The 22,534-nt window shown below is 32.9% G+C and carries 27 protein-coding genes; 15 read left to right on the top strand and 12 right to left on the bottom strand.

Annotated features, from left to right (window positions below):
• Positions 1–2 precede the first annotated feature (2 nt).
• The 7 genes from J2Y38_RS07055 to J2Y38_RS07025 all read left to right on the top strand — a co-directional run bounded on the left by J2Y38_RS07055 (position 3) and on the right by J2Y38_RS07025 (position 5,226).
• Positions 3–608: a thiamine phosphate synthase gene (locus J2Y38_RS07055; RefSeq protein WP_309840897.1), complete on the top strand. Its 606-nt coding sequence runs from the start codon at positions 3–5 to the stop codon at positions 606–608.
• Positions 575–1,327, top strand: a complete 753-nt coding sequence (locus J2Y38_RS07050; protein WP_309840895.1) for a hydroxymethylpyrimidine/phosphomethylpyrimidine kinase — start codon at positions 575–577, stop codon at positions 1,325–1,327. The genes J2Y38_RS07055 and J2Y38_RS07050 overlap by 34 nt, the downstream gene beginning before the upstream one ends.
• A complete protein-coding gene (locus J2Y38_RS07045) occupies positions 1,320–1,958 on the top strand; it encodes a thiamine phosphate synthase (protein ID WP_309840893.1) in 639 nt (212 codons plus the stop codon). Before J2Y38_RS07050 ends, J2Y38_RS07045 begins: the two co-directional genes overlap by 8 nt.
• Positions 1,939–2,715, top strand: a complete 777-nt coding sequence (locus tag J2Y38_RS07040) for a thiazole synthase (RefSeq protein ID WP_309840891.1) — start codon at positions 1,939–1,941, stop codon at positions 2,713–2,715. Before J2Y38_RS07045 ends, J2Y38_RS07040 begins: the two co-directional genes overlap by 20 nt.
• A 145-nt stretch (positions 2,716–2,860) precedes the next feature.
• Positions 2,861–3,238, top strand: coding sequence for a GxxExxY protein (locus J2Y38_RS07035; RefSeq protein ID WP_309840888.1), 378 nt, complete (start codon positions 2,861–2,863; stop codon positions 3,236–3,238).
• 83 nt (positions 3,239–3,321) lie between these two features.
• On the top strand, positions 3,322–4,449 hold the full coding sequence (thiH, locus tag J2Y38_RS07030; protein ID WP_309840887.1) for a 2-iminoacetate synthase ThiH: 1,128 nt from the start codon (positions 3,322–3,324) through the stop codon (positions 4,447–4,449).
• A 66-nt stretch (positions 4,450–4,515) separates the two neighbouring features.
• The gene (locus J2Y38_RS07025; protein WP_309840885.1) at positions 4,516–5,226 is read left to right on the top strand and encodes a HesA/MoeB/ThiF family protein; all 711 of its coding nucleotides are present in this window, start codon (positions 4,516–4,518) and stop codon (positions 5,224–5,226) included.
• On the opposite strand, the gene J2Y38_RS07020 is transcribed toward J2Y38_RS07025, so the two are convergent.
• From J2Y38_RS07020 to J2Y38_RS07005, 4 genes are all read right to left on the bottom strand, one after another.
• Complete coding sequence (locus J2Y38_RS07020) at positions 5,223–6,017, bottom strand: MOSC domain-containing protein (protein WP_309840883.1); 795 nt, start codon at positions 6,015–6,017, stop codon at positions 5,223–5,225. The two genes, J2Y38_RS07025 and J2Y38_RS07020, sit on opposite strands and share 4 nt — an antisense overlap.
• Positions 6,018–6,019: 2 nt before the next feature.
• Positions 6,020–6,658: a leucyl/phenylalanyl-tRNA--protein transferase gene (gene aat, locus J2Y38_RS07015; RefSeq protein WP_309840881.1), complete on the bottom strand. Its 639-nt coding sequence runs from the start codon at positions 6,656–6,658 to the stop codon at positions 6,020–6,022.
• Between the two features lie 166 nt (positions 6,659–6,824).
• Positions 6,825–7,196, bottom strand: coding sequence for a DUF3127 domain-containing protein (locus J2Y38_RS07010; protein ID WP_012023670.1), 372 nt, complete (start codon positions 7,194–7,196; stop codon positions 6,825–6,827).
• Between the two features lie 31 nt (positions 7,197–7,227).
• Entirely contained in the window at positions 7,228–8,103 is an 876-nt protein-coding gene (locus tag J2Y38_RS07005; protein WP_309840879.1) for a flavin reductase family protein, read from the bottom strand.
• A gap of 161 nt (positions 8,104–8,264) precedes the next feature.
• Here J2Y38_RS07005 and J2Y38_RS07000 point away from each other — a divergent pair, with 161 nt between their 5' ends.
• On the top strand, positions 8,265–9,419 hold the full coding sequence (locus tag J2Y38_RS07000) for a HAMP domain-containing sensor histidine kinase (protein WP_309840878.1): 1,155 nt from the start codon (positions 8,265–8,267) through the stop codon (positions 9,417–9,419).
• Positions 9,420–9,515: 96 nt separating this feature from the next.
• Here J2Y38_RS07000 and J2Y38_RS06995 read toward each other — a convergent pair whose 3' ends face one another.
• Positions 9,516–9,905 carry an HIT family protein gene (locus J2Y38_RS06995; RefSeq protein ID WP_309840877.1) on the bottom strand — a complete coding sequence of 130 codons (390 nt, stop codon included), beginning with the start codon at positions 9,903–9,905 and terminating at the stop codon, positions 9,516–9,518.
• A gap of 79 nt (positions 9,906–9,984) precedes the next feature.
• Positions 9,985–10,461: a transcription elongation factor GreA gene (gene greA, locus J2Y38_RS06990; RefSeq protein WP_053472608.1), complete on the bottom strand. Its 477-nt coding sequence runs from the start codon at positions 10,459–10,461 to the stop codon at positions 9,985–9,987.
• Between the two features lie 155 nt (positions 10,462–10,616).
• Here greA and J2Y38_RS06985 point away from each other — a divergent pair, with 155 nt between their 5' ends.
• The gene (locus J2Y38_RS06985) at positions 10,617–11,030 is read left to right on the top strand and encodes a hypothetical protein (protein WP_073483154.1); all 414 of its coding nucleotides are present in this window, start codon (positions 10,617–10,619) and stop codon (positions 11,028–11,030) included.
• A 44-nt stretch (positions 11,031–11,074) separates the two neighbouring features.
• Here J2Y38_RS06985 and J2Y38_RS06980 read toward each other — a convergent pair whose 3' ends face one another.
• From J2Y38_RS06980 to J2Y38_RS06960, 5 genes are all read right to left on the bottom strand, one after another.
• Positions 11,075–13,225, bottom strand: a complete 2,151-nt coding sequence (locus J2Y38_RS06980; protein ID WP_309840876.1) for a TonB-dependent receptor domain-containing protein — start codon at positions 13,223–13,225, stop codon at positions 11,075–11,077.
• Positions 13,226–13,536: 311 nt separating this feature from the next.
• Entirely contained in the window at positions 13,537–13,941 is a 405-nt protein-coding gene (gene arfB / locus J2Y38_RS06975; RefSeq protein WP_309840874.1) for an alternative ribosome rescue aminoacyl-tRNA hydrolase ArfB, read from the bottom strand.
• Positions 13,941–16,055, bottom strand: coding sequence for a DUF4301 family protein (locus J2Y38_RS06970; RefSeq protein ID WP_309840872.1), 2,115 nt, complete (start codon positions 16,053–16,055; stop codon positions 13,941–13,943). Before J2Y38_RS06970 ends, arfB begins: the two co-directional genes overlap by 1 nt.
• On the bottom strand, positions 16,019–16,639 hold the full coding sequence (gene pnuC / locus J2Y38_RS06965) for a nicotinamide riboside transporter PnuC (RefSeq protein WP_309840870.1): 621 nt from the start codon (positions 16,637–16,639) through the stop codon (positions 16,019–16,021). The genes J2Y38_RS06970 and pnuC overlap by 37 nt, the downstream gene beginning before the upstream one ends.
• 31 nt (positions 16,640–16,670) lie before the next feature.
• A complete protein-coding gene (locus J2Y38_RS06960) occupies positions 16,671–17,399 on the bottom strand; it encodes a geranylgeranylglyceryl/heptaprenylglyceryl phosphate synthase (RefSeq protein ID WP_309840868.1) in 729 nt (242 codons plus the stop codon).
• Positions 17,400–17,493: 94 nt separating this feature from the next.
• Here J2Y38_RS06960 and J2Y38_RS06955 point away from each other — a divergent pair, with 94 nt between their 5' ends.
• The 3 genes from J2Y38_RS06955 (at position 17,494) to J2Y38_RS06945 (ending at position 18,854) form a co-directional block, all read left to right on the top strand.
• The gene (locus J2Y38_RS06955) at positions 17,494–18,090 is read left to right on the top strand and encodes a Crp/Fnr family transcriptional regulator (protein ID WP_309840866.1); all 597 of its coding nucleotides are present in this window, start codon (positions 17,494–17,496) and stop codon (positions 18,088–18,090) included.
• Positions 18,091–18,171: 81 nt separating this feature from the next.
• Entirely contained in the window at positions 18,172–18,459 is a 288-nt protein-coding gene (locus tag J2Y38_RS06950; protein ID WP_053472600.1) for a hypothetical protein, read from the top strand.
• The gene (locus J2Y38_RS06945; RefSeq protein ID WP_309840862.1) at positions 18,456–18,854 is read left to right on the top strand and encodes a group III truncated hemoglobin; all 399 of its coding nucleotides are present in this window, start codon (positions 18,456–18,458) and stop codon (positions 18,852–18,854) included. Before J2Y38_RS06950 ends, J2Y38_RS06945 begins: the two co-directional genes overlap by 4 nt.
• A 97-nt stretch (positions 18,855–18,951) precedes the next feature.
• Here the strand turns inward: J2Y38_RS06945 and J2Y38_RS06940 are convergent, their stop codons facing one another.
• A complete protein-coding gene (locus J2Y38_RS06940; protein WP_309840860.1) occupies positions 18,952–19,602 on the bottom strand; it encodes a 4'-phosphopantetheinyl transferase superfamily protein in 651 nt (216 codons plus the stop codon).
• Between the two features lie 290 nt (positions 19,603–19,892).
• Here J2Y38_RS06940 and ahcY point away from each other — a divergent pair, with 290 nt between their 5' ends.
• From ahcY to J2Y38_RS06925, 3 genes are all read left to right on the top strand, one after another.
• Entirely contained in the window at positions 19,893–21,209 is a 1,317-nt protein-coding gene (gene ahcY / locus J2Y38_RS06935) for an adenosylhomocysteinase (RefSeq protein ID WP_053472596.1), read from the top strand.
• A gap of 125 nt (positions 21,210–21,334) precedes the next feature.
• Complete coding sequence (locus tag J2Y38_RS06930; RefSeq protein ID WP_309840859.1) at positions 21,335–21,811, top strand: hypothetical protein; 477 nt, start codon at positions 21,335–21,337, stop codon at positions 21,809–21,811.
• Positions 21,812–21,947: 136 nt separating this feature from the next.
• On the top strand, positions 21,948–22,514 hold the full coding sequence (locus tag J2Y38_RS06925; protein ID WP_309840857.1) for a hypothetical protein: 567 nt from the start codon (positions 21,948–21,950) through the stop codon (positions 22,512–22,514).
• Positions 22,515–22,534: the final 20 nt, after the last annotated feature.

The following is a 22,534-nucleotide window of genomic DNA, read 5'->3' as shown; positions in this document are numbered from 1 at the left end:
ATATGATTGTAATTACAAATCCTTTTTTTATTGAAGATGAAATTCGAATTTTTCATTCTTTATTTGAAGAAGGATTGTCTTTGCTTCATATTCGGAAACCTGATTTTTCAGAATTAGAAATGGTACAGTTCATTAATCAGATAAAATTAGAATTTCGGTCTAATCTGATTTTGCACAATCACCATCACTTAGCTGAAGATTTTGGAATTAACAGAATTCATTTTTCTGAAAAAGAAAGAAACCGCATTCATGATTTTCCTGCAAGGTTTCCAAAACCTTGTAGGTATAATTTTTCCACATCAACACATTCTATAGAAGATTTTAATTCTCTGGAAAATGATTTTGATTATGCATTTCTAAGCCCTGTCTTTAAAAGTATTTCCAAAGAAAATTACGAGCCAAAAACCGATCTTTTTGAAGCATTAAAATCCAGAACAAACTATAAAACAAAAGTGATAGCTTTAGGCGGAATTGATGCTGAAAACATTCAAAAAACAATGAAAAATGGCTTTGATGATATCGCTCTTTTAGGAACTATTTGGAATAATGAAAATCCGATAAAACAATTTAAATTATGTCAGCAAATCGTCCTTTCGTACTTACAATAGCAGGTTTAGATCCGTCTGGCGGCGCTGGTATTTTAGCTGATATCAAAACCTTTGAACAGCATAAAGTAACCGGTTTTGCCATTACATCAGCCAATACGATTCAGACCGAAAATACATTTTATGAGATTCAATGGACAGATTTGAGTTTTGTTATTCGTTCTATCGAAACGTTATTTCTAAATTATAAAATCAGTGCCGTTAAAATTGGAATTATTTCTTCTTTACATGATTTAAACCGAATTATTTCGACGATTAAAATGCTGTCTCCTTCCACTAAAATTGTTTGGGACCCTGTTCTTAGATCGGCAACAAAATTTGAATTTATGACTATTAAAGATTATTCTGATTTACATAAAATCTTGTCTAAAATCGATTTGATTACACCGAATTACCATGAAATTGAAATTTTATTTCCGGGGTTTATTTCAAAGAATCTTCGGTCGCAAAATGAGATTCCAACAAATATTTTATTAAAAGGCGGACATAACGAATCAGCAATAGGAACTGATCTTTTATTTCTTAAAAATGAAGTTTTGGATTTGCTTCCAACCAATAAAAAATGCTTTGAAAAACACGGTTCGGGCTGTGTGCTTTCTTCTGCAATTGCTTCCAATTTGGCCTTAAATCAAAATATAACAGAAGCCTGCAAAAATGCTAAAATATATATCGAAAATTACCTGAGTTCAAGTTCAACATTAATTGGATATCACTATGTATAACAAATTGCAATACATTTCGCAGGGCGAAACCAGCAAAGAACAATTGTACAATATTCATCAGGCTCTTGATGCTGGCTGTAAATGGGTACAAATGCGTTTTAAAAATCAAACCAGCAAAGAAGCATTTGCTTTAGCAGAGAAGGTAAAACCTTTGTGCGAAGAGTATCTGGCTAATTTTATTATAAATGACGATTTGCATCTCGCTGAGCAGATTGCGGCAGACGGCGTTCATTTAGGATTAACTGATATGAAAATCGATGAAGCGAGAGCCATTTTAGGAACAACAAAAATTATTGGAGGAACGGCCAATACTTTTGAAGACATTCAAAATCATGTCAAAAATGGCTGTGATTATATTGGTTTAGGCCCTTTTCGATTTACGGCTACAAAGGAAAAACTAAGTCCGATTTTAGGATTATCAGGCTATTTTGAAATTCTCCAAAAAATGAAAAAGAATAAAATCGATGTTCCTGTTTATGCTATTGGCGGAATTACATTAAAAGATGTCAGTCCATTAATGGAAACCGGAATTCACGGAATTGCGGTTTCTGGAATCATTACAGAAAGTTCAGAAAAAAAAATACTAATTAAACAATTAAAGGAAAAATTATATGCAAACGTCATTGTTTAATATTGGAGATAAAAGCTTCAAATCACGCTTGTTTTTAGGAACAGGGAAATTTGGTTCAAATAAAGAAATGGAAGAAGCGATTTTAGCTTCGGAAAGCGAATTGGTTACTGTTGCCTTAAAACGTATCGATTTAGAAACTGAAACCGATGCGATTCTTTCACATTTACAACATCCAAATATCAATTTACTGCCGAATACTTCCGGAGCGAGAAATGCAAAAGAAGCCGTTTTTGCTGCTCAATTAGCTCGTGAAGCACTTGAAACAAATTGGGTTAAACTGGAAATTCATCCGGATCCAAAGTATTTAATGCCTGACCCAATTGAAACTTTAAAGGCTACGGAAGAATTGGCTAAACTTGGTTTCTTTGTTCTGCCCTACATTCACGCTGATCCTGTTTTGTGTAAACATTTAGAAAGTGCTGGAACAACTGCCGTGATGCCTTTAGGATCTCCTATTGGAAGCAATAAAGGGCTTAAAACAATGGATTTTCTTGAGATTATAATCGAGCAAAGTAATGTTCCTGTAATTGTCGACGCCGGAATTGGCGCTCCATCTGACGCTGCGAAAGCAATGGAAATTGGCGCCGATGCTGTTTTGGTTAATACAGCAATTGCCGTTGCCGGAAATCCAAAATTAATGGCCGAAGCTTTCAAAGAAGCCGTAATAGCAGGAAGAAAAGCTTTTGAAGCCCGAATTGCTAATCAACAAAATTATGCTGTGGCTTCAAGTCCTTTGACTTCATTTCTTTATGAATAAAATTTTGTTTCACGCAGATTTTGCAGATTTAGGCAGATTTAATATAGATTAATTTATTGTTTATCTGTAAAATTTTCGTGTAAACGATTTATTTAAAAAGAAAGAAAATTCTTTAATTTTGATTAAATTAAAAACTAAAGAATTAATGACTGAAAATGAAATATCATATCTAGTACGAGGAGCAATTTTTAAAGTATATAATAATTTAGGGCCAGGATTATTTGAGTCTGTTTATGAAAGTGCATTGTTTTATGAGCTAGAAAAATTAGAGCTAAAGGTTAAAAAGCAAGTAGAAATTATTATTAATTATGAAGAAATAATATTAGATGCCGCTTTTAGACTCGATTTGTTAGTCGAAGATAAAGTAATAATTGAATTAAAATCTGTCGAAGAATTAGCACCAATACATTACAAACAAATTGCAACCTATCTCCGACTAACTAATATAAAATTAGGTTTACTTGTAAACTTTAATACCCTTAACATCTTAAATGATATAAAAAGAGTTGTCAATAAAATATAAAAAAGAATAAAGAATATCAATAAATAAAAATCAATTTTAATCTGCCTAAATCTGCAAAATCTGCGTGAAATAAAAACAATCCAATGAACACATTCAAATCTATTTTTGAGCAATATAATTGGGATACTATTCAATCGAAAATATACCAAACCACATCAAAAGATGTCGAACGAGCTTTGGCAAAAACCAAACTCAATCTCGATGATTTTTTGGTTTTGATCTCTCCCATTGCTCAAAATTATCTGGAAGAAATGGCGCAGAAATGCCATGAAATCACCAAAAAACGTTTCGGGAAAACGATTCAAATGTATGCACCGTTGTATTTAAGCAACGAATGCCAAAATATCTGTACCTATTGCGGTTTTAGTTTAGACAATAAAATCAAACGAAAAACACTTTCTGATGCTGAAATAAAACTCGAAGTTGAAGCTCTAAAAAATACAGGTTTTGACCATGTTTTATTAGTTACCGGCGAAGCAAATTACACTGTTAACATCAATTATTTCCTCAATGCAATTGCTTTAATTAGGGAAGAATTTTCGATTATTTCTGTTGAAGTTCAGCCGCTTTCTACCGAAGATTATGAGCGTTTACATACCGCTGGAGTGTATTCGGTTTTAGTTTATCAGGAAACCTATCATCAGGAAGTTTATAAAAAATATCATACCAAGGGCAAAAAATCAAATTTCGATTATAGGCTTGAAACTCCGGATAGGATTGGAACAGCAGGAATTCATAAAATTGGTTTAGGCGTTTTACTAGGTTTAGAAGACTGGCGAACCGACAGCTTTTTCAATGCTTTGCATTTAGATTATCTTCAAAAAAAATATTGGCAGACCAAATATTCGGTTTCATTTCCCCGCCTCCGTCCCGCCGAAGGAATTATCGAACCCAATTTTATTATGGACGATAAAGATTTGACACAATTAATCTGCGCTTATCGTTTGTGGAATGAAGATTTAGAAATTTCTATTTCAACCCGTGAAAATGAAAAATTCAGAAACAATATAATTCCAATTGGAGTTACCAGTATGAGTGCCGGTTCAAAAACAAATCCGGGTGGTTATGTCGTTGATCCGCAATCTTTGGAACAATTCGAAATCAGCGATGAACGCTCTGCAGAAGAAATTTCAAAAATCATAAAAAATGCAGGTTATGAACCTGTTTGGAAGGACTGGGATAAAACTTTTATTTCAAATTTCAGAGTTTAGATTTCAGATTTTTTTATCTTTTTCAGCAATCTAAAATCTAAAATCAACAATCTAAAATTACCAAAAGTGAGCATTATACAAGAATTCCTCCGCTACAACAGACAAACTATTCTTCCTGAAATTGGAGACGAAGGTCAGGAAAAATTAAAAAGAGCACGTGTTTTAGTAATTGGTGCGGGCGGTTTAGGCTGTCCGATTTTACAATATATTGCAACAGCCGGAGTGGGTTTTATCGGAATTATGGATTTTGATACGATCGAAATTCACAATCTGCACAGACAGATTTTATATACTGAAAATGAAATTGGGCAATTTAAAGCAATTGTGGCTAAAGATGTTCTTTCAAAGTTGAATCCGTTAATTGAAGTTGAAGCAATTCAGGAGAAACTAACTTCTCAAAATGCCTCAAAAATTATACAGCAATATGATATAATTGTGGATGGCTCAGATAATTTTACAACACGTTATTTGGTCAATGATACTTGCGTTCAACTTAACAAGCCTTTGGTTTACGGAAGTATTTTAAAATTTGAAGGGCAAATTGCTGTTTTCAATCATAACGGAAGTAAAAACCTTCGGGATTTATTTCCAGAAATGCCTGATCCAAAAGATGTTCCGAATTGTGATTTAAATGGCGTTTTGGGAACTTTACCCGGAATTATTGGAAATATGATGGCGCACGAAACGCTTAAATTAATTTTAGAATTACCTGCTTTAAAAAATGAATTGGTTCTTTTTAATACGCTAAACTGGAATTTTACAAAACTGAATTTCTAGAAAACAACTGCGTCTCCAACTTTAATATTTCCAGAGTTTAAACTCACAATATTAGTCCCAAATAAAACGGAATTATTTACATTTCTGTATTTGCTTAAGGTTTTTAAAGGCTCTTTTTTTAAACGTCCATTTTCTGGATCATTATTAACCATAATGCATCTACCGCAAGGTTTTACATTTTTAAATTGAACTTCTCCAATCTTAAAAGTATTAAAATCGTCTTCTTCATGTTCGTTTTGACTGCTGATTACAATATTTGGACGAAACCTTTTTATGGTAATTTTTTCATTGAGTTTATCATTCAAAAAATCCAGGCTTTTTGATCCAATTAATAAATAAGGATAGCCGTCGGCCAGACTTACATTAAAAGTTTCCTTTAATCTGGTACTTTCATGTTTGCGGCTTCCAATTTTTCTGATTTTGACCAGTTTACATTCAAAACCCAAATGCTGGCTAAACCATTTTGAAGTAGCATGATTTACCTCAACAACTTCGCTTTTATCATCCCAAACATTCACTTTTATAGCGTTTTCTAAATGTTCGTTTATAGAAAATTCATGCTTTTGATCCTGAAAAGTTATACTGATTTTTCCATCTGAAATTTGTGGATAAAACTGACTCATAATGCGATGTTCTCTTTGCGTTATCATTTGATTATCTGCATCGATTAGCATCCATCTTCGGTCATTTTCAAATCCCATTTCTTCAGCTAGAGCAGATTGAACACTGATTCCTGCTAAGCTTTTTATCGGATAAATATAAATTTCTTTTACAACATGAACTGCACTCATTTTTATTTACTTTTTAAAATGGACATAAATTCGTCACGATCAATTTCGCGACAGCCTAAACTATCTAAATGCGGATTATAAACCTGACAATCTAATAATTTATAATTCTCTTTTTTTAAATGATTTACTAAATATATAAACCCCACTTTTGAAGCATTTGATACTTTAGAAAACATACTTTCGCCACAAAAAACATGTCCTAAATCTATTCCGTACAAACCGCCAACTAAAACCTCATCCTGCCAAACCTCAACAGATTTTGCAATTCCCTCTTTATGCAGTTCACAATATGCTTCGATCATTTCATCAGAAATCCAGGTTCCGTCCTGACCGTCGCGCAATATTTTTTGGCAGTTTAAAATTACTTCTTTAAAACGTGTATTAAAAGTAACAGTGAAAATATTCCTGTTCAGAATGTTACGCATACTTTTGGAAACAATTAATTCATCTAGAAACAAAACCATACGCGGATCCGGAGCCCACCAAAGAATCGATTCACCTTCGTTAAACCACGGAAAAATTCCGTTGTTGTACGCCAGTTTTAATCGTTCCGGGCTCAAATCACCACCTACAGCCAGAATACCTTCTTCATCAGCTTCTGAAACGGGTGGAAAATATAATCTGTCAAATAGGAAATACATCTTTTTAAATAATCAATTTTTAAAATTCCAAATTCCAAACTTTCGCAATCTTGTCATTTCTCCCTTTGGTCGTAATGACAAAATGAACTCAAAAATAAAATTCCAAATCCCAAATTCATGCGAATGAATTGGAATTTGGAATTTATGTTTTGAAATTTAAACTTTCTTAGAACGGTAAATCGTCTGGTTCGTCTTCGTTTAAATTTGTAGCTGGAGCAAAAGCTTCTGCAGCAGGAACTGACGGAGTTTGTGCAGGACCTTCTGGCGCCATTCTTTCGATTCTCCAACCTTGAATACTATTGAAATATCTAGTTTCTCCTTGTGGATTAACCCATTCTCTTCCTCTTAAATTGATAGAAACTTTTACTGCCTCTCCTTGTTTATAGCTGCTCAATAAATCGCATTTATCTTGTGTAAATTCGATTAAAATGTGTTGTGGATACTGCTCATCTGTAGTAACTACTAATTCTCTTTTTTTGAATGAAGCACTAACTTGCTGTTCAGGATTAACCACTTTTACTTTTCCTATAACTTCCATCTTCGTCTATAATTAATTATTGTTTCTATTCTTATTTTTTAGCTAAAAGCACTTTCCACGCCGATTCTATATCATCATTATTCAGATATTTTTTGGCTTCTAAGTGTACCTTTTCCTGATCATCTGAGCTTAAAACTCCTTTCACAGAAAAATTTTCCTTCACAAATATACTAACTTCTTCGCTTGTAGGCAATACTTCTACGTTGCCTAATTTTCCTAAATCATTTCCATCAAAAACAGCACTTTCTTTTACAAAATCCGGAATTGCATCTACGCCTACTCCCAGTGTTGTCAAGGGTTTTGCTACTTCAAAAAGCCCTTGATTGGATCTTGAATACCAATTTCCTCCAAGTCTTGAAACCAAATCTATTTTATGCTGATCGATTGCTCCGTTTTCATCTAAAATTGATTCGTGAATATGCATTTTTACTACTTCACACAAAATCAGATTTCCTGCCCCTCCTTCTGTTCCTAACGGAATAATCTGCGTTATCTTGCATTCAAACTGAACCGGAGATTCTTTTACGCGGTATGGTTTTACCAAATCTGACGGAATCTGGGTTAAACCTGCTTTGATAAATTCGTTTACACCTTCTCCATATTCTGTACTTGCTAACGAAGTTTGTTGTACTAAATCGTAATTTACAACATTTATAACAACTTCTCTTGTTGCTTCGGCATTAATTAAAGTATGTTTTACTGTATTGTCGCGCACACGTCTTGATGGCGAAAAAACCAGAATTGGCGGATTAGCACTAAAGACATTAAAGAAACTAAATGGCGACAAATTTGGAATTCCTTTTTCGCTTATTGTACTTGCAAAAGCAATTGGTCTCGGCCCTACCGAACTTTGCAGATAAGCATGCAGCTGCGGCGTTGATATTTCTTTTGGATTGATGCTAATCATAATTTTCTAGTTTAACCGAACCTCATTTCGGTCATACAAAAGTAGAGAAATCGTTCAATTCATGGAAATAGTTTTAGAAGATAAAACCAAAAAAACTTTTAAAGCCCTGCAAAATATAAAATGTGTTAATTTCGTTATATTTATACCTCAAAAATTAATTTATGCGTTTTTCTGAAAGTAGAAATACAACTCGCTGGGTCATAATTCTTATTTCCTTTTCAATCATTACTTTGATTCTTTGGAACACTTATACCTTTTTCCAAATTTTTAAAAATGAAGAACGTCTAAAAATGAACCTTTTTGCGAATGCGCAAATTACAATCGTTAATGCAGACGAAAATACCGATGTAGATCTTCCGCTTGAAATTTTCAGCAACAACACTTCAATTCCAGCTATAGTAATGCTTTATGATAACGTTGTGAGTTCTAAAAACGTTCCTGATGATGTTCTTAATGACAAGAAAAAATTAAAAAATTTCCTGAGAAATTTAAAAAGCGAAAATGAACCCATAACGTTTGAATATGCTCCGGGAAGATATCAACATTTGTATTATGGTAATTCTGAATTACTGAACAAACTAAAATATTACCCAATTGCCTTATTGCTGATTATATTTTTATTTGTTGCTTTAATTTATAATTTTTACAAAAGCACCAAAATGGCAACACAGAACAAATTGTGGGCGGGAATGGCAAAAGAAACAGCACATCAAATTGGTACACCTTTATCGTCTTTAATTGGCTGGGTTGAGATTTTAAAAACCGAAGAGATTGATCCATCTATAACATTGGAAATAGAAAAAGATATTGATCGATTACAAACAATTACAGATCGTTTTTCTAAAATTGGTTCTATTCCTGTTTTGGAACCTTATGATATTGTCAGCGAAACTTTAAATACTTACGAATATTTACAATCTCGTTTTTCTAAACAGGTTTCATTTTCTTATCAGGCTCCTGAAAAACTTATTTTTACTTTAATTAATCCAACGCTTCACAGCTGGACAATTGAAAACCTGATTAAAAATGCAATTGACGCCATGAAAGGAAAAGGAAATTTGGAACTTTCGATTGAGCAGGATTCTCATCATGTAAAAATAAATGTAAAAGATTCTGGAAGCGGAATTCAAAAAAAACAATTCAAAACTATTTTTGAACCTGGTTTTACGACTAAAAAACGCGGCTGGGGATTAGGGCTTTCTTTAACGAAAAGAATTGTTGAAGAATATCACAACGGAAATATTAAGGTGTTACATTCTGAAATTGGAAAAGGAACTACTTTTCAAATTAGTTATAAAATAGTTGACCCTCTTTAAAAAACAGAAATAAAAAAAAACACCAACTCATATTCTGAATTGGTGTTTTTTTGCATTGACAAGACTTCGACTTCGCTCAGTCTGACAGTTATCCGTTTAAATATTTGCCTGAATATCTTTTGCTAAAGCTTCAAATTCATCTTTTGAAAGAGAAACTTTATTTTGAAAACGCATTTCATCCATATGGTTTAACGGAATCAAATGCACGTGTGCATGAGGAACTTCTAAACCTACAACTGCAATTCCGATTCTTTTGCAGGGAACCGTTTTTTCAAGGGCAGCGGCAATTTTTTTAGAAAATTTCATCAAACCTAAATACAGTTCGTCATCCATATCAAAAATCTTATCGATTTCTTGTTTAGGAATACAAAGCGTGTGTCCTTTAGCATTTGGATTTACATCTAAAAAAGCTAAAAAATTATCATCTTCAGCAATTTTATATGCAGGAATCTCTCCGTTTACTATTTTAGTGAATATAGATGCCATTTTTGTTTATTCGTTTATTTGGTTAATCGTTTAACCGATTGAACTTTAATAGTGAGATTGCTTCGTTCCTCGCAATGACTTAGTCTCTTGAGATTTCCAGAATTTCAAATTTCAAAACACCGTTTGGTACTGTAATCTCCGCTACTTCACCAACAGATTTTCCCAGTAAGCCTTTTCCAATAGGAGAAGTTACAGAAATTTTTCCTGTTTTTAAATCTGCTTCACTTTCTGCAACAAGTGTATATTTCATTTCCATTCCGTTGCTTTGGTTTTTAATTTTTACATTAGAAAGTACCAAAACTTTCGAAACATCTAATTGTGATTCGTCAATTAATCTTGCGTTAGAATATACTTCTTCTAATTTAGCAATTCTCATTTCTAATAAACCCTGCGCCTCTTTTGCAGCATCATATTCGGCGTTTTCAGATAAATCGCCTTTGTCTCTTGCCTCTGCTATATCTTGAGATGCCTTAGGACGCATTACACTTTTTAAATGCTCTAATTCATCTTTCAATTTTTTTAATCCCTCTGCGGTATAATAAGATACTTTACTCATAACTTCATCGTTTACATAAATAGAAAAAATCCCATCGGGACGGGATTTTGTATTACAAATATACTATTATTTTTTATAGTACATAATTATATGTTAATCATATAAAAATCAAATCTAAATAAATTATTTTTGTTTAACTAATTCTTATTAAAATAATGAAAAAAATCTGGCTCTTAATTCTTTTCGTTTCTGTGCTTGTCGCATGCAGCGACAGCGAACGCAGTAATAAAAATCCTTACATACCTAATTACACCGTTAATTTGTCTGTAGACATGAACCTGCCTGCTTATTCTAATCTTAAATTTGTAAGTAATGCTGTTATTGTTCCTAATTACGGAGCAAAAGGAATTATTATTTTTAATGCCGGAAGCGGTTATAATGCATTTGATGCAGCGTGCCCAAATCAGGAATTAACTTCTTGCGCTGCAATGACAATTGATGGTATAAATGCCGTGTGTTCGTGTGATAAAACTTCTTACAGTTTGTTTACCGGACTTGGAGGAAAAGAATATCCGCTAAAACAATATAAAGTACAAGTAACCGGAACTGTTATTCACGTTTACAACTAGAAATAAAAAAAGCCTGAAAGTTTAATTTCAGGCTTTTTTATTTTTTAGAATTTCAATGTCAATCCGGCTAAGAAATTAATTCCTGCCTGCGGATAGTAATAGGGATAAATATCCCACATTGCTCCGTTTGAAACATATTTTTTGTCTAAAATATTATTTACCAAACCTGTTATTGTAATTGATTTAAAGATTGATTTTGGTTTTATTTCATAAGAAACGTTCAAATCGTTTACAAAATAATCAGCCAGTTTAGCTTCTGGCAATTCGATATTATTCATGTATTGTTCGCCAACATATTTTTGCAATAAAGAAATATGCAGACTCTTAATTGGACTGTACACGATTATATTTCCGGCGATAACTTCTGGAGAATATGCAATTTTTGTTGTTCCATAATATTGTCCTTCAACCGCAAGATCCACATTTTTATTACTGCTAAGCGTAAAATTTGGTCTAAGAATAAATTTATCTGAAAGCGAAATTGTTGCATCAAATTCAAAACCCAAACGGTAGCTTTTTTCAGTATTAGCACGAATTGGCGCTCCAACATCATCTAATCTTCCAGTTAAAATCAATTGATCTTTGTAACCCATATAATAGAAATTCGAATTCAACTGGAATTTCTCTGAATTAAATCTCCAGCCTAATTCAAAATCGTTTAGTTTTTCCGGTTTTACATTTCCGCCTTCATAATCCGTTCTGTTTGGTTCACGATTGGCACGAGCGTATAAAAAATACAAAGTGTTTTTTTGATTGATTTCGTAGTTCAAACCCGCTTTTGGGTTAAAGAAGTTAAAAGTATCATCAACTAAACCAGTTTCAGGACTATCTGCTTTATATTCTACTCTTCTATATTGTAAATCACCATAAAAGCTTAATTTTTCTGTAAACTGATAATTCGCTTTTGCAAAGATATTTCCATCTGTTTTTGTAGAAAAATCATCGTAATAATGATCTCCCAATTCTGATTGTGAAGCGTTTCTTGCCCAAATTACTTTTCCGTAATGATCGCCTTCGTATTTGTTCCAGCCGCCGCCAAGAATAACATCTAGTTTTTCATCTTTATATTTTACTGAAAATGTAGTGCCGTAAAAATCATTATCTAACCATTTTTGACGTACCAAATCTGTGGTTGTAATTGCTCCAACAGGATTCAAATTATAATCAGCCATATCGGCATCTTCTTTATAATTTTCATAGTAACCCTGCCCTTTTGTATAATGCAAAGCTAAATTAGTACTCCATTTATCAGAGAAAGATTCGCTCCAGTGTAACTGATAATGATCTTGTTTATAATTATCAGTTTCATTGTCATAAAAACGCACATTTCCTGCTTCATCTGTATACATTCCTGCAGAGTTAAAAGTACGGTCTGAATTTAAGGTTTCAGCATCGATTCCGTTCCAGGATTGGTATGTTTTTTCTGTTCCGCCAAAAACCAAAGCTTTGATTAAAGTTGTTTTTCCAACATAAGTTCCTTGCAAGAAATAAGATTTCAAGTCAGAACTTGCTCTATCAACATAGCCATCAGATTTAATTCTGGACAAACGTCCTGCTAATTCAAAATGATCATTTAACAGACCAGTGCTGAATTTTACTGTTTGTTTTTGAGAATTAAAACTTCCAAACGAGCCTGAGACTTCTCCAGTTGGTTTAGATGCATAACTATCTGTCAGCATATTCAAACTTGCTCCAAAAGCTCCAGAACCATTAGTAGAAGTTCCTACTCCGCGCTGTAATTGTAAGCTTTCTACAGAAGAAGCAAAATCAGGCATGTTTACCCAAAAAGTTCCCTGACTTTCAGCGTCGTTATACGGAATTCCGTTTATGGTTACGTTTACCCTTGTAGCATCGCTTCCGCGGACTCTGATTCCGGTATAACCAATTCCTCCTCCTGCATCAGAAGTTGTAACAACAGATGGAAGATAATTCATTAAAACAGGAATATCCTGTCCAAGATTTCTAAATTTAATTTCCTTTTTGTCCATATTACTAAACGTAACCGGAGTTTTAGTCGTAACACGAACTGCCGAAACTAAAACATTATCAAGCTGATTTACTTGAGTCGAGTCTTGTTCCTGTCCATAAGAGAATACAGCAAAGAAAATAGAGAACAGAGTAAAGAAAATAGATTTTTGGTTCGACTTAGAACCTTTGTAACTTAATACCTTAGTACCTTCAAAAATAGTTTTCATTCGTAAAGAATTACGAATAAAAGGGGGAATTATTCTTTTGTTAAATTAATAAATGTGTTTCACGACAAAACAAAGTATTCACACTGAAATTGTCGTTTTTTCCCTTAGCAACATTACTCGCTCAGGTTCTTTGGGTATGATCTCAGCTCGTTATTTAGAGCACCCCTTTGAGACAGTGCAAATTTAGTGTTAAAATATTTAAAACTCCAAAAAAGAAATTCCAAATCCCAAAAAACTCGCTTTTAGTTAGTCTCTTTGGAATTTGGACTCGAGTGATAGCGAACAGGCGAAGCAATTTAAAAAATTGGGTTTTACTCCAAGTTAGGTTTTCTTCTTGATTGTTTTCTTTCAGAAATATTCTTTTTATCCTTGATTCTTTTCTTGATTACCGATTTTGGAATCTTTGTAGCTTTTCTAACTTTGGGTACAAACAAACCTTTTTTGATAATCTCTAAAAAACGTTTTATAACTATTTCTTTGTTTTTAAGCTGGCTTCTATCTTCGTCGCAATTTAAAATTAAGATATTTTCGGTTGTTAAACGAGCAATAATATTAGTTTGTAAAAGCACTTTTTCATCTTCAGATAAAGCTTGTGATGCATTTAAATCGAAAGACAAAACCACTTTTGATGAAACTTTATTTACATTTTGTCCGCCCGCGCCACTGCTTCTAACGGCTTTGAAATTTAATTCTGATATGATTTTATCGCTATCCATTATTGTGGCTGATGTGCCGGTTTTAATAAATCATTTACGGTTTTCACCGGATTAAAAGTAATTAAAGGAACTGCCACAAAAACAGTTAACCAATTTGCCATTGATCCATTCCATAATCCCGGCAGTTCATAGCTTTTTACTGGTTTTCCTTCAACGCTTTTTTCTACAATAAATCCTGATTTTTGATCTACAAATTGTTTCAGATCAAATTTTTCACCTTTATAATTCTTAATTCCGCAAACTAAATCAACGGGATTAAAATGTGTTGCTTCTTCTAAAATTTCAAGCTGTTTTTTATTCGCTAGATCAACCTGTGATGTTTCTACAATTTGCAGAGAAGTTTCTCCTTTTTCATTCATCACCCAAAACGGCCCACCGCCTGGTTCTCCTTCATTACGAACCATTCCGCAAACTCTAATTGGACGATCTAACAGTTCTTTAATTTTAGTAATCTTATTTTCAAAAGTAAACTTATTGAAATCTTTAGTCATTTTAACATTCAGTTTATGAATTAAAAACTCCACAATTTCAGGAAGGTCATTTTCGCTTATTTGCTGCTTTTCAATAGATTTTAAATAACCAAATACCTTTTGCTGTACGGCAATTAAAATACCTCCTAATGCCTTTTTGTACAGTGTAATTTGATCAATATGATTTTGAATCACGTTATCGATATTTTTAATGAAAATGATATCTGAATCAAGATTATTTAGATTCTCAATTAAAGCACCGTGTCCGCCTGGTCTAAAAATTAGATTGCCATCTGCGTTTCTGACAATTTTATTTTTTGCATCAACATTAATAGAATCTGTACTTTTATTTTGATAAGAATACCCAATATTAATTTTTATGCCTGAAGGCTTTTCTATTTTCTCTCTAACCTCATCAACCGCATTTTCAAACAAATCCTGATGAATTTCTGAAACTGTAAAATGCAAATTTGAAACATTTTCTGATGTTGCATAATGTACACATTCATTTAAATGTTCTTCAATTGGGTTTGCAATGTGCGTTTTATATAAATGAAAGGGCAAAACTGCTTTTGGTTTATTTGCCGAATTATAATAATCAGAAGACAATAGCAATTTTATAAAATAATAATTTTTATAATCTCTTTCTAAAATTTCAAAATCAGGATAAATTTCTTTCAGCTTTTGATGAACTGTTTCAAAAAAAGGAAACTTATCCATACCAATGATAAAAATGGCAAGTTCTTTATCATTTTTTCTGTTAATATAAGCGTTTATCGTTTCTTTTTCGATGTCAAAATCATTCAAAAAAGCACTTAAAAACTTAAACATTCTGGTTGCTGCGCCAGATGCGGGAACAAACTTTTTAATTTTTAATTTTTCTTTCTGCTTATCAAAAAAAGAAGCTTTTTCTTCAAAATCAGTTTCAGACAAACTTAAGATTCCGTTGTTTATGGTTGCCGGACTAATCAGATTGCTTTTTGCTATTCCTTTCTTAAATATTTTTAATTGCTTTAAGATATTTTCAAAAGGGATTCCGTTATTATAAATTTCAACAAAGTCCTGAGATGAAAGCCCTTTTTCTTTAAAAGTATTTAAAGCATCAACAATAACAGTTGCTTTTGCCAAACGGCTTTCTTTATCGCCAGAAAGTGTTATAAACGGCTTTTTAGTATCTATTAAAGCTTGTTTAAAGACAGAGAATACAGTTTCTCTTCCTTCCGGAGTGTCTCTAATATCATCTTTCTCCCAAGGAACATCAATATCCGTCAGGAAAAATAAATCATAATCATGTTCCAGTGCCGCTTCGTTTAAAAGTGAGTCGCAAAAACCATAATATACTTCCGAAAAAACTTTGGTAACCATTAAATTGGTATCGCAAAACAAATATTTATTTGCCAGGGAAAGTTTTTCATTTTCTAGTGCTGTCTGCCCGTAAGCAATAGGCATCATATCATCAGCGGTACAAATATGCTGATTTTCTTCCCATTTTTCCTGTAGATAGTCGCGTGCAAATTCCGGAACCCATTCGGTTTCATAATAATCTGCAAGCTGTTTTGCTAAAGTTGTTTTACCTGTACTTTCAGGGCCAAATAAAGCAATTTTTATTATTGTTGTTTTTTGCTGTCTAAGATCTTTTTCCATTCTAAATAAGCTGAAATAGCTAAAATTGTAAAAATTAAATATTGAAGTGACAGCATCCCTAAGCCGCGATAAGCATAAAGTGGTACTACAATAATATCACCGATAATCCAAAGGGTCCAGTTTTCGATTTTTTTCCTCGCCATGTACCACATTCCTGCAAAAAAGATTCCAGACGATATCATATCGACATAATTGTCATTGTGTATTTCGTAATCGAAATATTTATAAATCCCGAAAACTACGAAAATGGTTACGAAAAACAATAAAGCTCCAATTATTTTTTCATTAAAATTTGTTCTTGTAATGGGCAGGTTATCTTCAACCGTTCCACCTTTTGCCCAAACATACCAGCCATAAATGCTCATAATCGAGAAATAGGCGTTGATAATCATATCACCAATATAACCGGCAACATATAAAAGATATACTGAAATTACGGTGGTAATTAAACCTGTTGGATAAACCCAAATGTTTTCTTTTTTAGCAAACCAAACACTTAAAATACCAAAAACAAAGACCAAAAACTCCAAAGCAATATGCCATAAAGGAGTGTTTTTATAACTATCAAGAAAAAAGTCAATCATTTTTGTGGTATTTGTGGCTGTTAAATTTTATTTATGAATCAAAAAAATGACTGTCGTTTTCAAAAGCAGTTCCAATAACTACTAAATCTGCACCGGCATTATACGCCTTTTTAATTCCGTGCAAATCTACAATTCCTCCTCCAACAATTACAGGAATTTCTATGTTTTGAGCAATTAATGAGATCATTTCCAGCGGCACCGCTTTTTTTGCACCACTTCCTGCTTCTAAATAAATTAATTTGTTTCCGAGCATTTCGCCAGCCTGAGCTGTTGCTAAAGCCAAATCAAAATTTTCGCGGTTAAGCGGTTCTGTTTTACTAACGCGTGCAACTGCGGTTTCATTGCCGCTTTCGATTAAAATATATCCTGTTGAAATAACTTCAAGCTTGGTTCTTTTAAGAATTGGCGCTGCCTGAACCTGATATTCAATTAAATAATCCGGATTTCGGCCAGATAATAGAGACAAGAACAAAATAGCATCGGCTTGCGGAGAAATCTGTGACGGATCGCCCGGAAAAATTATAACAGGCAGATTTGTCTTTTGTTTTAACTGCGCAATTAAATCTTCTAAAATGGTACTTTGAACAATACTTCCACCCACAAAAATATGTGTTGCAGGAGATTGGTTTATTTTAAGTAATAAATGATCTAAATTTTCCCAAACAATTTTATCAGGATCCAGAAGAATGGCCAATAGTTTTTGTCCATTTTTCTTAGCATCCAAAATTTGTTGGTGAATCGTGCTTATTTTTTGCGTCATAACGGCTGTAAAAGTAAAAAGTTTTTAACGTAGAAGAACTATTTTGAATGAATTATATTTGTAATCTCTCTGTTAACTTCCAAAGAAAACAAATATGATCTCAACCGAATTATTAGAAAAATATGGTGCCTTAAAAAAGTCTTTTGAAAAAAGTGAAATCATTTTTGAAGAAGGAAACCTGCCAACGCATTATTATCAGATAATTTCGGGCGAAATTAAAATGAGTAATTACAATGATGACGGACGTGAATTTATTCAGGGCATCTTTTATAAAGATCAATCTTTTGGTGAACCTCCATTATTTTTAAATCAAAAATATCCTGCTAATTCTATTGCGGTTGAAGACAGTGAGATTCTGCTGCTTCCTAAAGCAACTTTTTTGAAACTGCTGGAAGAAAACCCTGCAATAAGCATTAAAATAATCGAAAATCTCGCACAGCGTTTATACTATAAATCGGTTATGGCGGCCGAAATTTCTACACACGAACCAGAACATAGAGTATTGAAATTAATTGATCACGGAATTGCTTATTTCAATTTTAAAAAAGACACAAACGGCTATTTAATAAATTTTACACGACAACAAATTGGCGACTTAACCGGTTTGCGTGTCGAAACTGTGATTCGAGCTATTAAAGCTTTGGAAAAAAAAGGCGAATTAAAGATTATTAATCGAAAAGTATACCGATAAAATAGTTTCTGTTTTATGATTTTAATCATAAAATACAGCGATAGAGTGCATGTACCTTTGTAATGTAAAAATCTCAATATCATGACACTATATCAAACAACATTCGAAAATTTCAATAAAAATTATATTGGTTCTGCAACAATGGCTGTAATTGGCCAAAGCTGTTTAGGTGCGGCTGCAGCAATGTATATTCTTTCTCACGGAACTTCTATTGGTCAAATGATCCAATTGGCAATTATTGTATTAGCTTGTATCTTTGTGAACACTTCAATTTTGGCACAAATGAAACACAAGGTAGTTTTTAACCTTTTAATTTTGAGTACATTTTTAAGTGTATTGTTTATTCTTTTAAATACCTTTATTCTGTGAAAAAACAAATAGAAAATAGAGCCGATATTTCTTTCTTAGTACATCAGTTCTATGCTAAAATAAGAGCCGATAAAGAAATCGGCTTTTATTTTAATATGATTATAAAAGATTGGGAGGCACATTTGGAAAAACTGACTGATTTTTGGGAAACTAATTTGTTTGCCGTAAGAAAATATAAAGGAAATCCACATGCTGTTCACAATGAAGTTGACGCACATTTTGGTGATAAAATTACGGCAAATGAATTCGGAATCTGGCTTAATCATTGGGCTCAGACACTAGACGAGCATTTTGAAGGCGAAAATGTAGAAACATTAAAACGACGCGCCCGCAAAATGAGCACTTTTTTATACGTAAGTATGTTTGAGCATCGAAAAAAAGAAAGTGAAGTTTAATCTTTTTACACTGTCATTGCGAGGAACGAAGCAATCGCACTATGATTAATTTAGCAAATGAGATTGCTTCGTTCTTCGCAATGACCAAACTTTTTGATTATTTTTCAAAGGCATACACCAAAGTAAAATTCCCTTCAAAATTATCTGATTTGATTTCTTTGTAATGCACGTCAAAATCTTTTATTAAATCATCAAAATGAAGACTTGCCTCTACGTGGGATTCTTTTAAAGAGAAATCTCCAACTTGAATATGGTCTTTAAAACTAATTCCCTTTTCGTTTCTAATTTTAAAGATTGCTTCTTTTGCACCCCAGATTACGGTGAGTTTTTTAACGTATTCTCCTAAAATATCTGGGTTTAAATACTCAAATTCAGTATCGACAAATTTATCAGCTATGCGAAGGATTTTTTCGCGCTGCAATTCCATATCGATTCCTACCGTTTCATGGCTTATAATTATGGCCGCAAAATGATACGAATGTGTTATTGAAATATAATTATGACAATCAAAATAAGGTTTCCCAAATTCGTCATAATGCAAATCTTTATCTGTAAAGCCCATTTCCTGAATCAGCATGCGAACACTTAAAAACGCACGCTGATGCATTTGTGATTTCATTCCGTCCAGTCTCTTTTGTGTTTTTTCTTTCAACACAACTTTGCTCAATAACTCCTCTAAGGATTCGGTTATTTCCCAAATTAAGATTTTAGTAGTTTCGTTAAACTGTATGGTCTGAAATAAAGGCATTTCTTTTTAATTATGAATTATGAATGGTTAATTGTAAATTATTCTTTTGAAAATGAAATTTCTAATTTAATGTCTGGTTTTTTCTAGCCCTGATGGAAGCGGCATCCTTTTATGGTGGGGTTCACCACAAAAGATATAGCGGACAGCAGGATTAGCTTCTAAAAACCTTTATAACTAACTTTCTAAAGATTAAGAATTTAAAGATTTCACAAATCTTACAGAAAGTAGTAAAAATAAAAAGGTATTCCGTAAATTTGCAAAAATTTTACAATTATACAAATATACTATAAATGAGTACTACAACTACGCCTTTTGTGGCTTTCAAAGTAAAAGACATTTCTCTAGCGGCTTGGGGAAGAAAAGAAATTGAACTGGCTGAGGCTGAAATGCCAGGTTTAATGGCGCTTCGTGCTGAATATAAAGACGAACAACCTCTTAAAGGTGCTCGTATTGCTGGATGTTTACACATGACGATTCAAACTGCAGTTTTGATCGAAACTTTAATTGCTCTTGGTGCTGAAGTTACTTGGTCTTCTTGTAACATTTTCTCTACTCAGGATCAGGCTGCTGCGGCTATTGCTGCTGCGGGAATTCAGGTTTATGCTTGGAAAGGTCTTGACGAAGAATCATTTGACTGGTGTATTGAGCAAACTTTATTCTTTGGTGAAGACAGAAAACCATTGAACATGATTCTTGATGATGGTGGAGATTTAACTAACATGGTTATTGATCGTTTCCCAGAATTGGTTCCTGGAATTAAAGGTCTTTCTGAAGAAACTACAACTGGTGTTCACAGACTTTACGAAAGAGTAAAAGCCGGAACTTTACCAATGCCTGCAATCAACATTAACGACTCTGTTACTAAATCTAAATTTGATAACAAATACGGTTGTAAAGAATCTGCTGTAGATGCTGTACGTCGTGCAACTGACCTAATGTTAGCTGGAAAAAGAGTAATCGTTTGTGGATATGGTGACGTTGGAAAAGGAACTGCAGCTTCTTTTAGAGGTGCTGGTTCTATTGTAACTGTTACTGAAATCGACCCAATTTGTGCTTTACAAGCTGCAATGGACGGTTATGAAGTTAAAAAATTAAACACTGTAATTGCTAATGCTGATATCATCATTACAACTACAGGAAATAAAGATATCGTTCTTGGTGAGCACTTCGAGCAAATGAAAGACAAAACTGTTGTTTGTAACATTGGTCACTTCGATAACGAAATTGATATGGCTTGGTTAAACAAAAACCACGGTGCATCAAAAATCGAAATCAAACCTCAGGTTGACAAATACAACATCAACGGAAAAGATATCATTATCTTGGCTGAGGGTCGTTTGGTAAACCTTGGCTGTGCTACAGGTCACCCAAGTTTTGTAATGAGTAACTCATTTACAAACCAAACTTTGGCTCAAATCGAATTATGGAACAACAGCGCAGCTTACAAAAATGAAGTTTATATGTTACCAAAACATTTAGATGAAAAAGTTGCTGCTTTACACTTAGCTAAATTAGGCGTTGAACTTGAAGTTTTACGTGACGATCAGGCTGCTTATATTGGTGTCCCTGTTGAAGGTCCATTCAAACCAGAATACTACAGATATTAATCTATTTTAGATTTCTGAGTTTAGATTTTAGATTATATAAACCCTTGCAGGAATGTGAGGGTTTTTTATTTTGGTATACTGTGGTTTCAAAATATAAGTATATTTTTGAAAACCAAAATCAAATTATGAGAACACTTCTGATTGCCTTAACAATCATACTATTGCCCCTTTTTGCAACCGCACAAAATTTTGATCCTTCAAAATATGGACCTCAAAAACAAGACTTATTATTTCCTGGAGCGAATCAGAATCCAAAACTTCCACAACTGGAAACCGTGAAACCCCTTTCTAGAAATGATGTAGAAAAAACAAAAGCAAAATTAGCAAGAGAAGAGCAAAAACTAATCAAGCTTGCAGAAAAAACATGGCAAATAGAACTCGACCTAAGGGCAAAACGGGAAAGTTTAAAAAACCTTGAAAATACTTCGAAGAACAATAATGATCCTGATTATCAAAAAAATATTGAAAAATTAAAAAAGGAAATCGCTATATCTCAAAATAAACTAGATGACGCGAAAAGTAAGCAGGGTTTTAGAGCTGAAAAAGTACTTGAATTAGAAATAATGCTAGAAGAATCCAAATTTACGAGAAAGGGTTCTTAAAAATATTTCAAACCCGACAGGTTTTTAAAACCTTGTCGGATTTTCTTTTTAATTTAAATTAATTAGGCGATTTCTCGTGTTTCTTTTAAATATAAATATACATTTGATTCACCAAAAACAAATCCTAATTTAAATCATGAAAACACGTTTTATTCTATTACTATTATTACTACTTCCATTTTTTGTTTCTGCACAATTTAGCAATATGCAATCGCAAGCAAGAAGTATGCATACACAAATAAATATGCAAAATCAAAAATGGGCAAGCGAAAGGGCTGCTTCAAATCAGCAATGGCAAATGAGAAATATGATGTCGCATCAAGTTTCTAAAATTGAAGCTGCTGAACATAAGCTAGCTAAGGAAGAAAAAAACAAACAAAAATTAGAAAAGAAGACAGAAAAACTAGAAGCTGATTTAAAAACAAATCAAGATCAATTAGCTAATCTTAAAAATAATTCAGAAAACAATGCTGACGTTCAAAAAGAGATTGAAAAATCTGAAGAAAAAGTAAGCAAGTCTGAAGAAAAAGTAAACAAAAGCAGAACAAAAATAGAATCTAGTTCAAAAAAAGTGGAAGACTTAAAAAAAGAAGTAGAAAAATACAAAACCGAAAAAGAAGAATTACAGAAAAAACAAGAAGAAGAGAAAAAATTAAAAGAAGAAGAAAAAGCTAAAAAAGGAAAAGGAAGAAAAGAAAGATAAATAAATCAAGCATTCTTTTT

The organism is Flavobacterium sp. 2755 (genome assembly GCF_031455715.1).
Lineage (GTDB): Bacteria > Bacteroidota > Bacteroidia > Flavobacteriales > Flavobacteriaceae > Flavobacterium.
The sequence above is the reverse complement of the archived record's forward strand: the minus strand, read 5'-3'. Positions and strand labels throughout refer to the sequence as shown.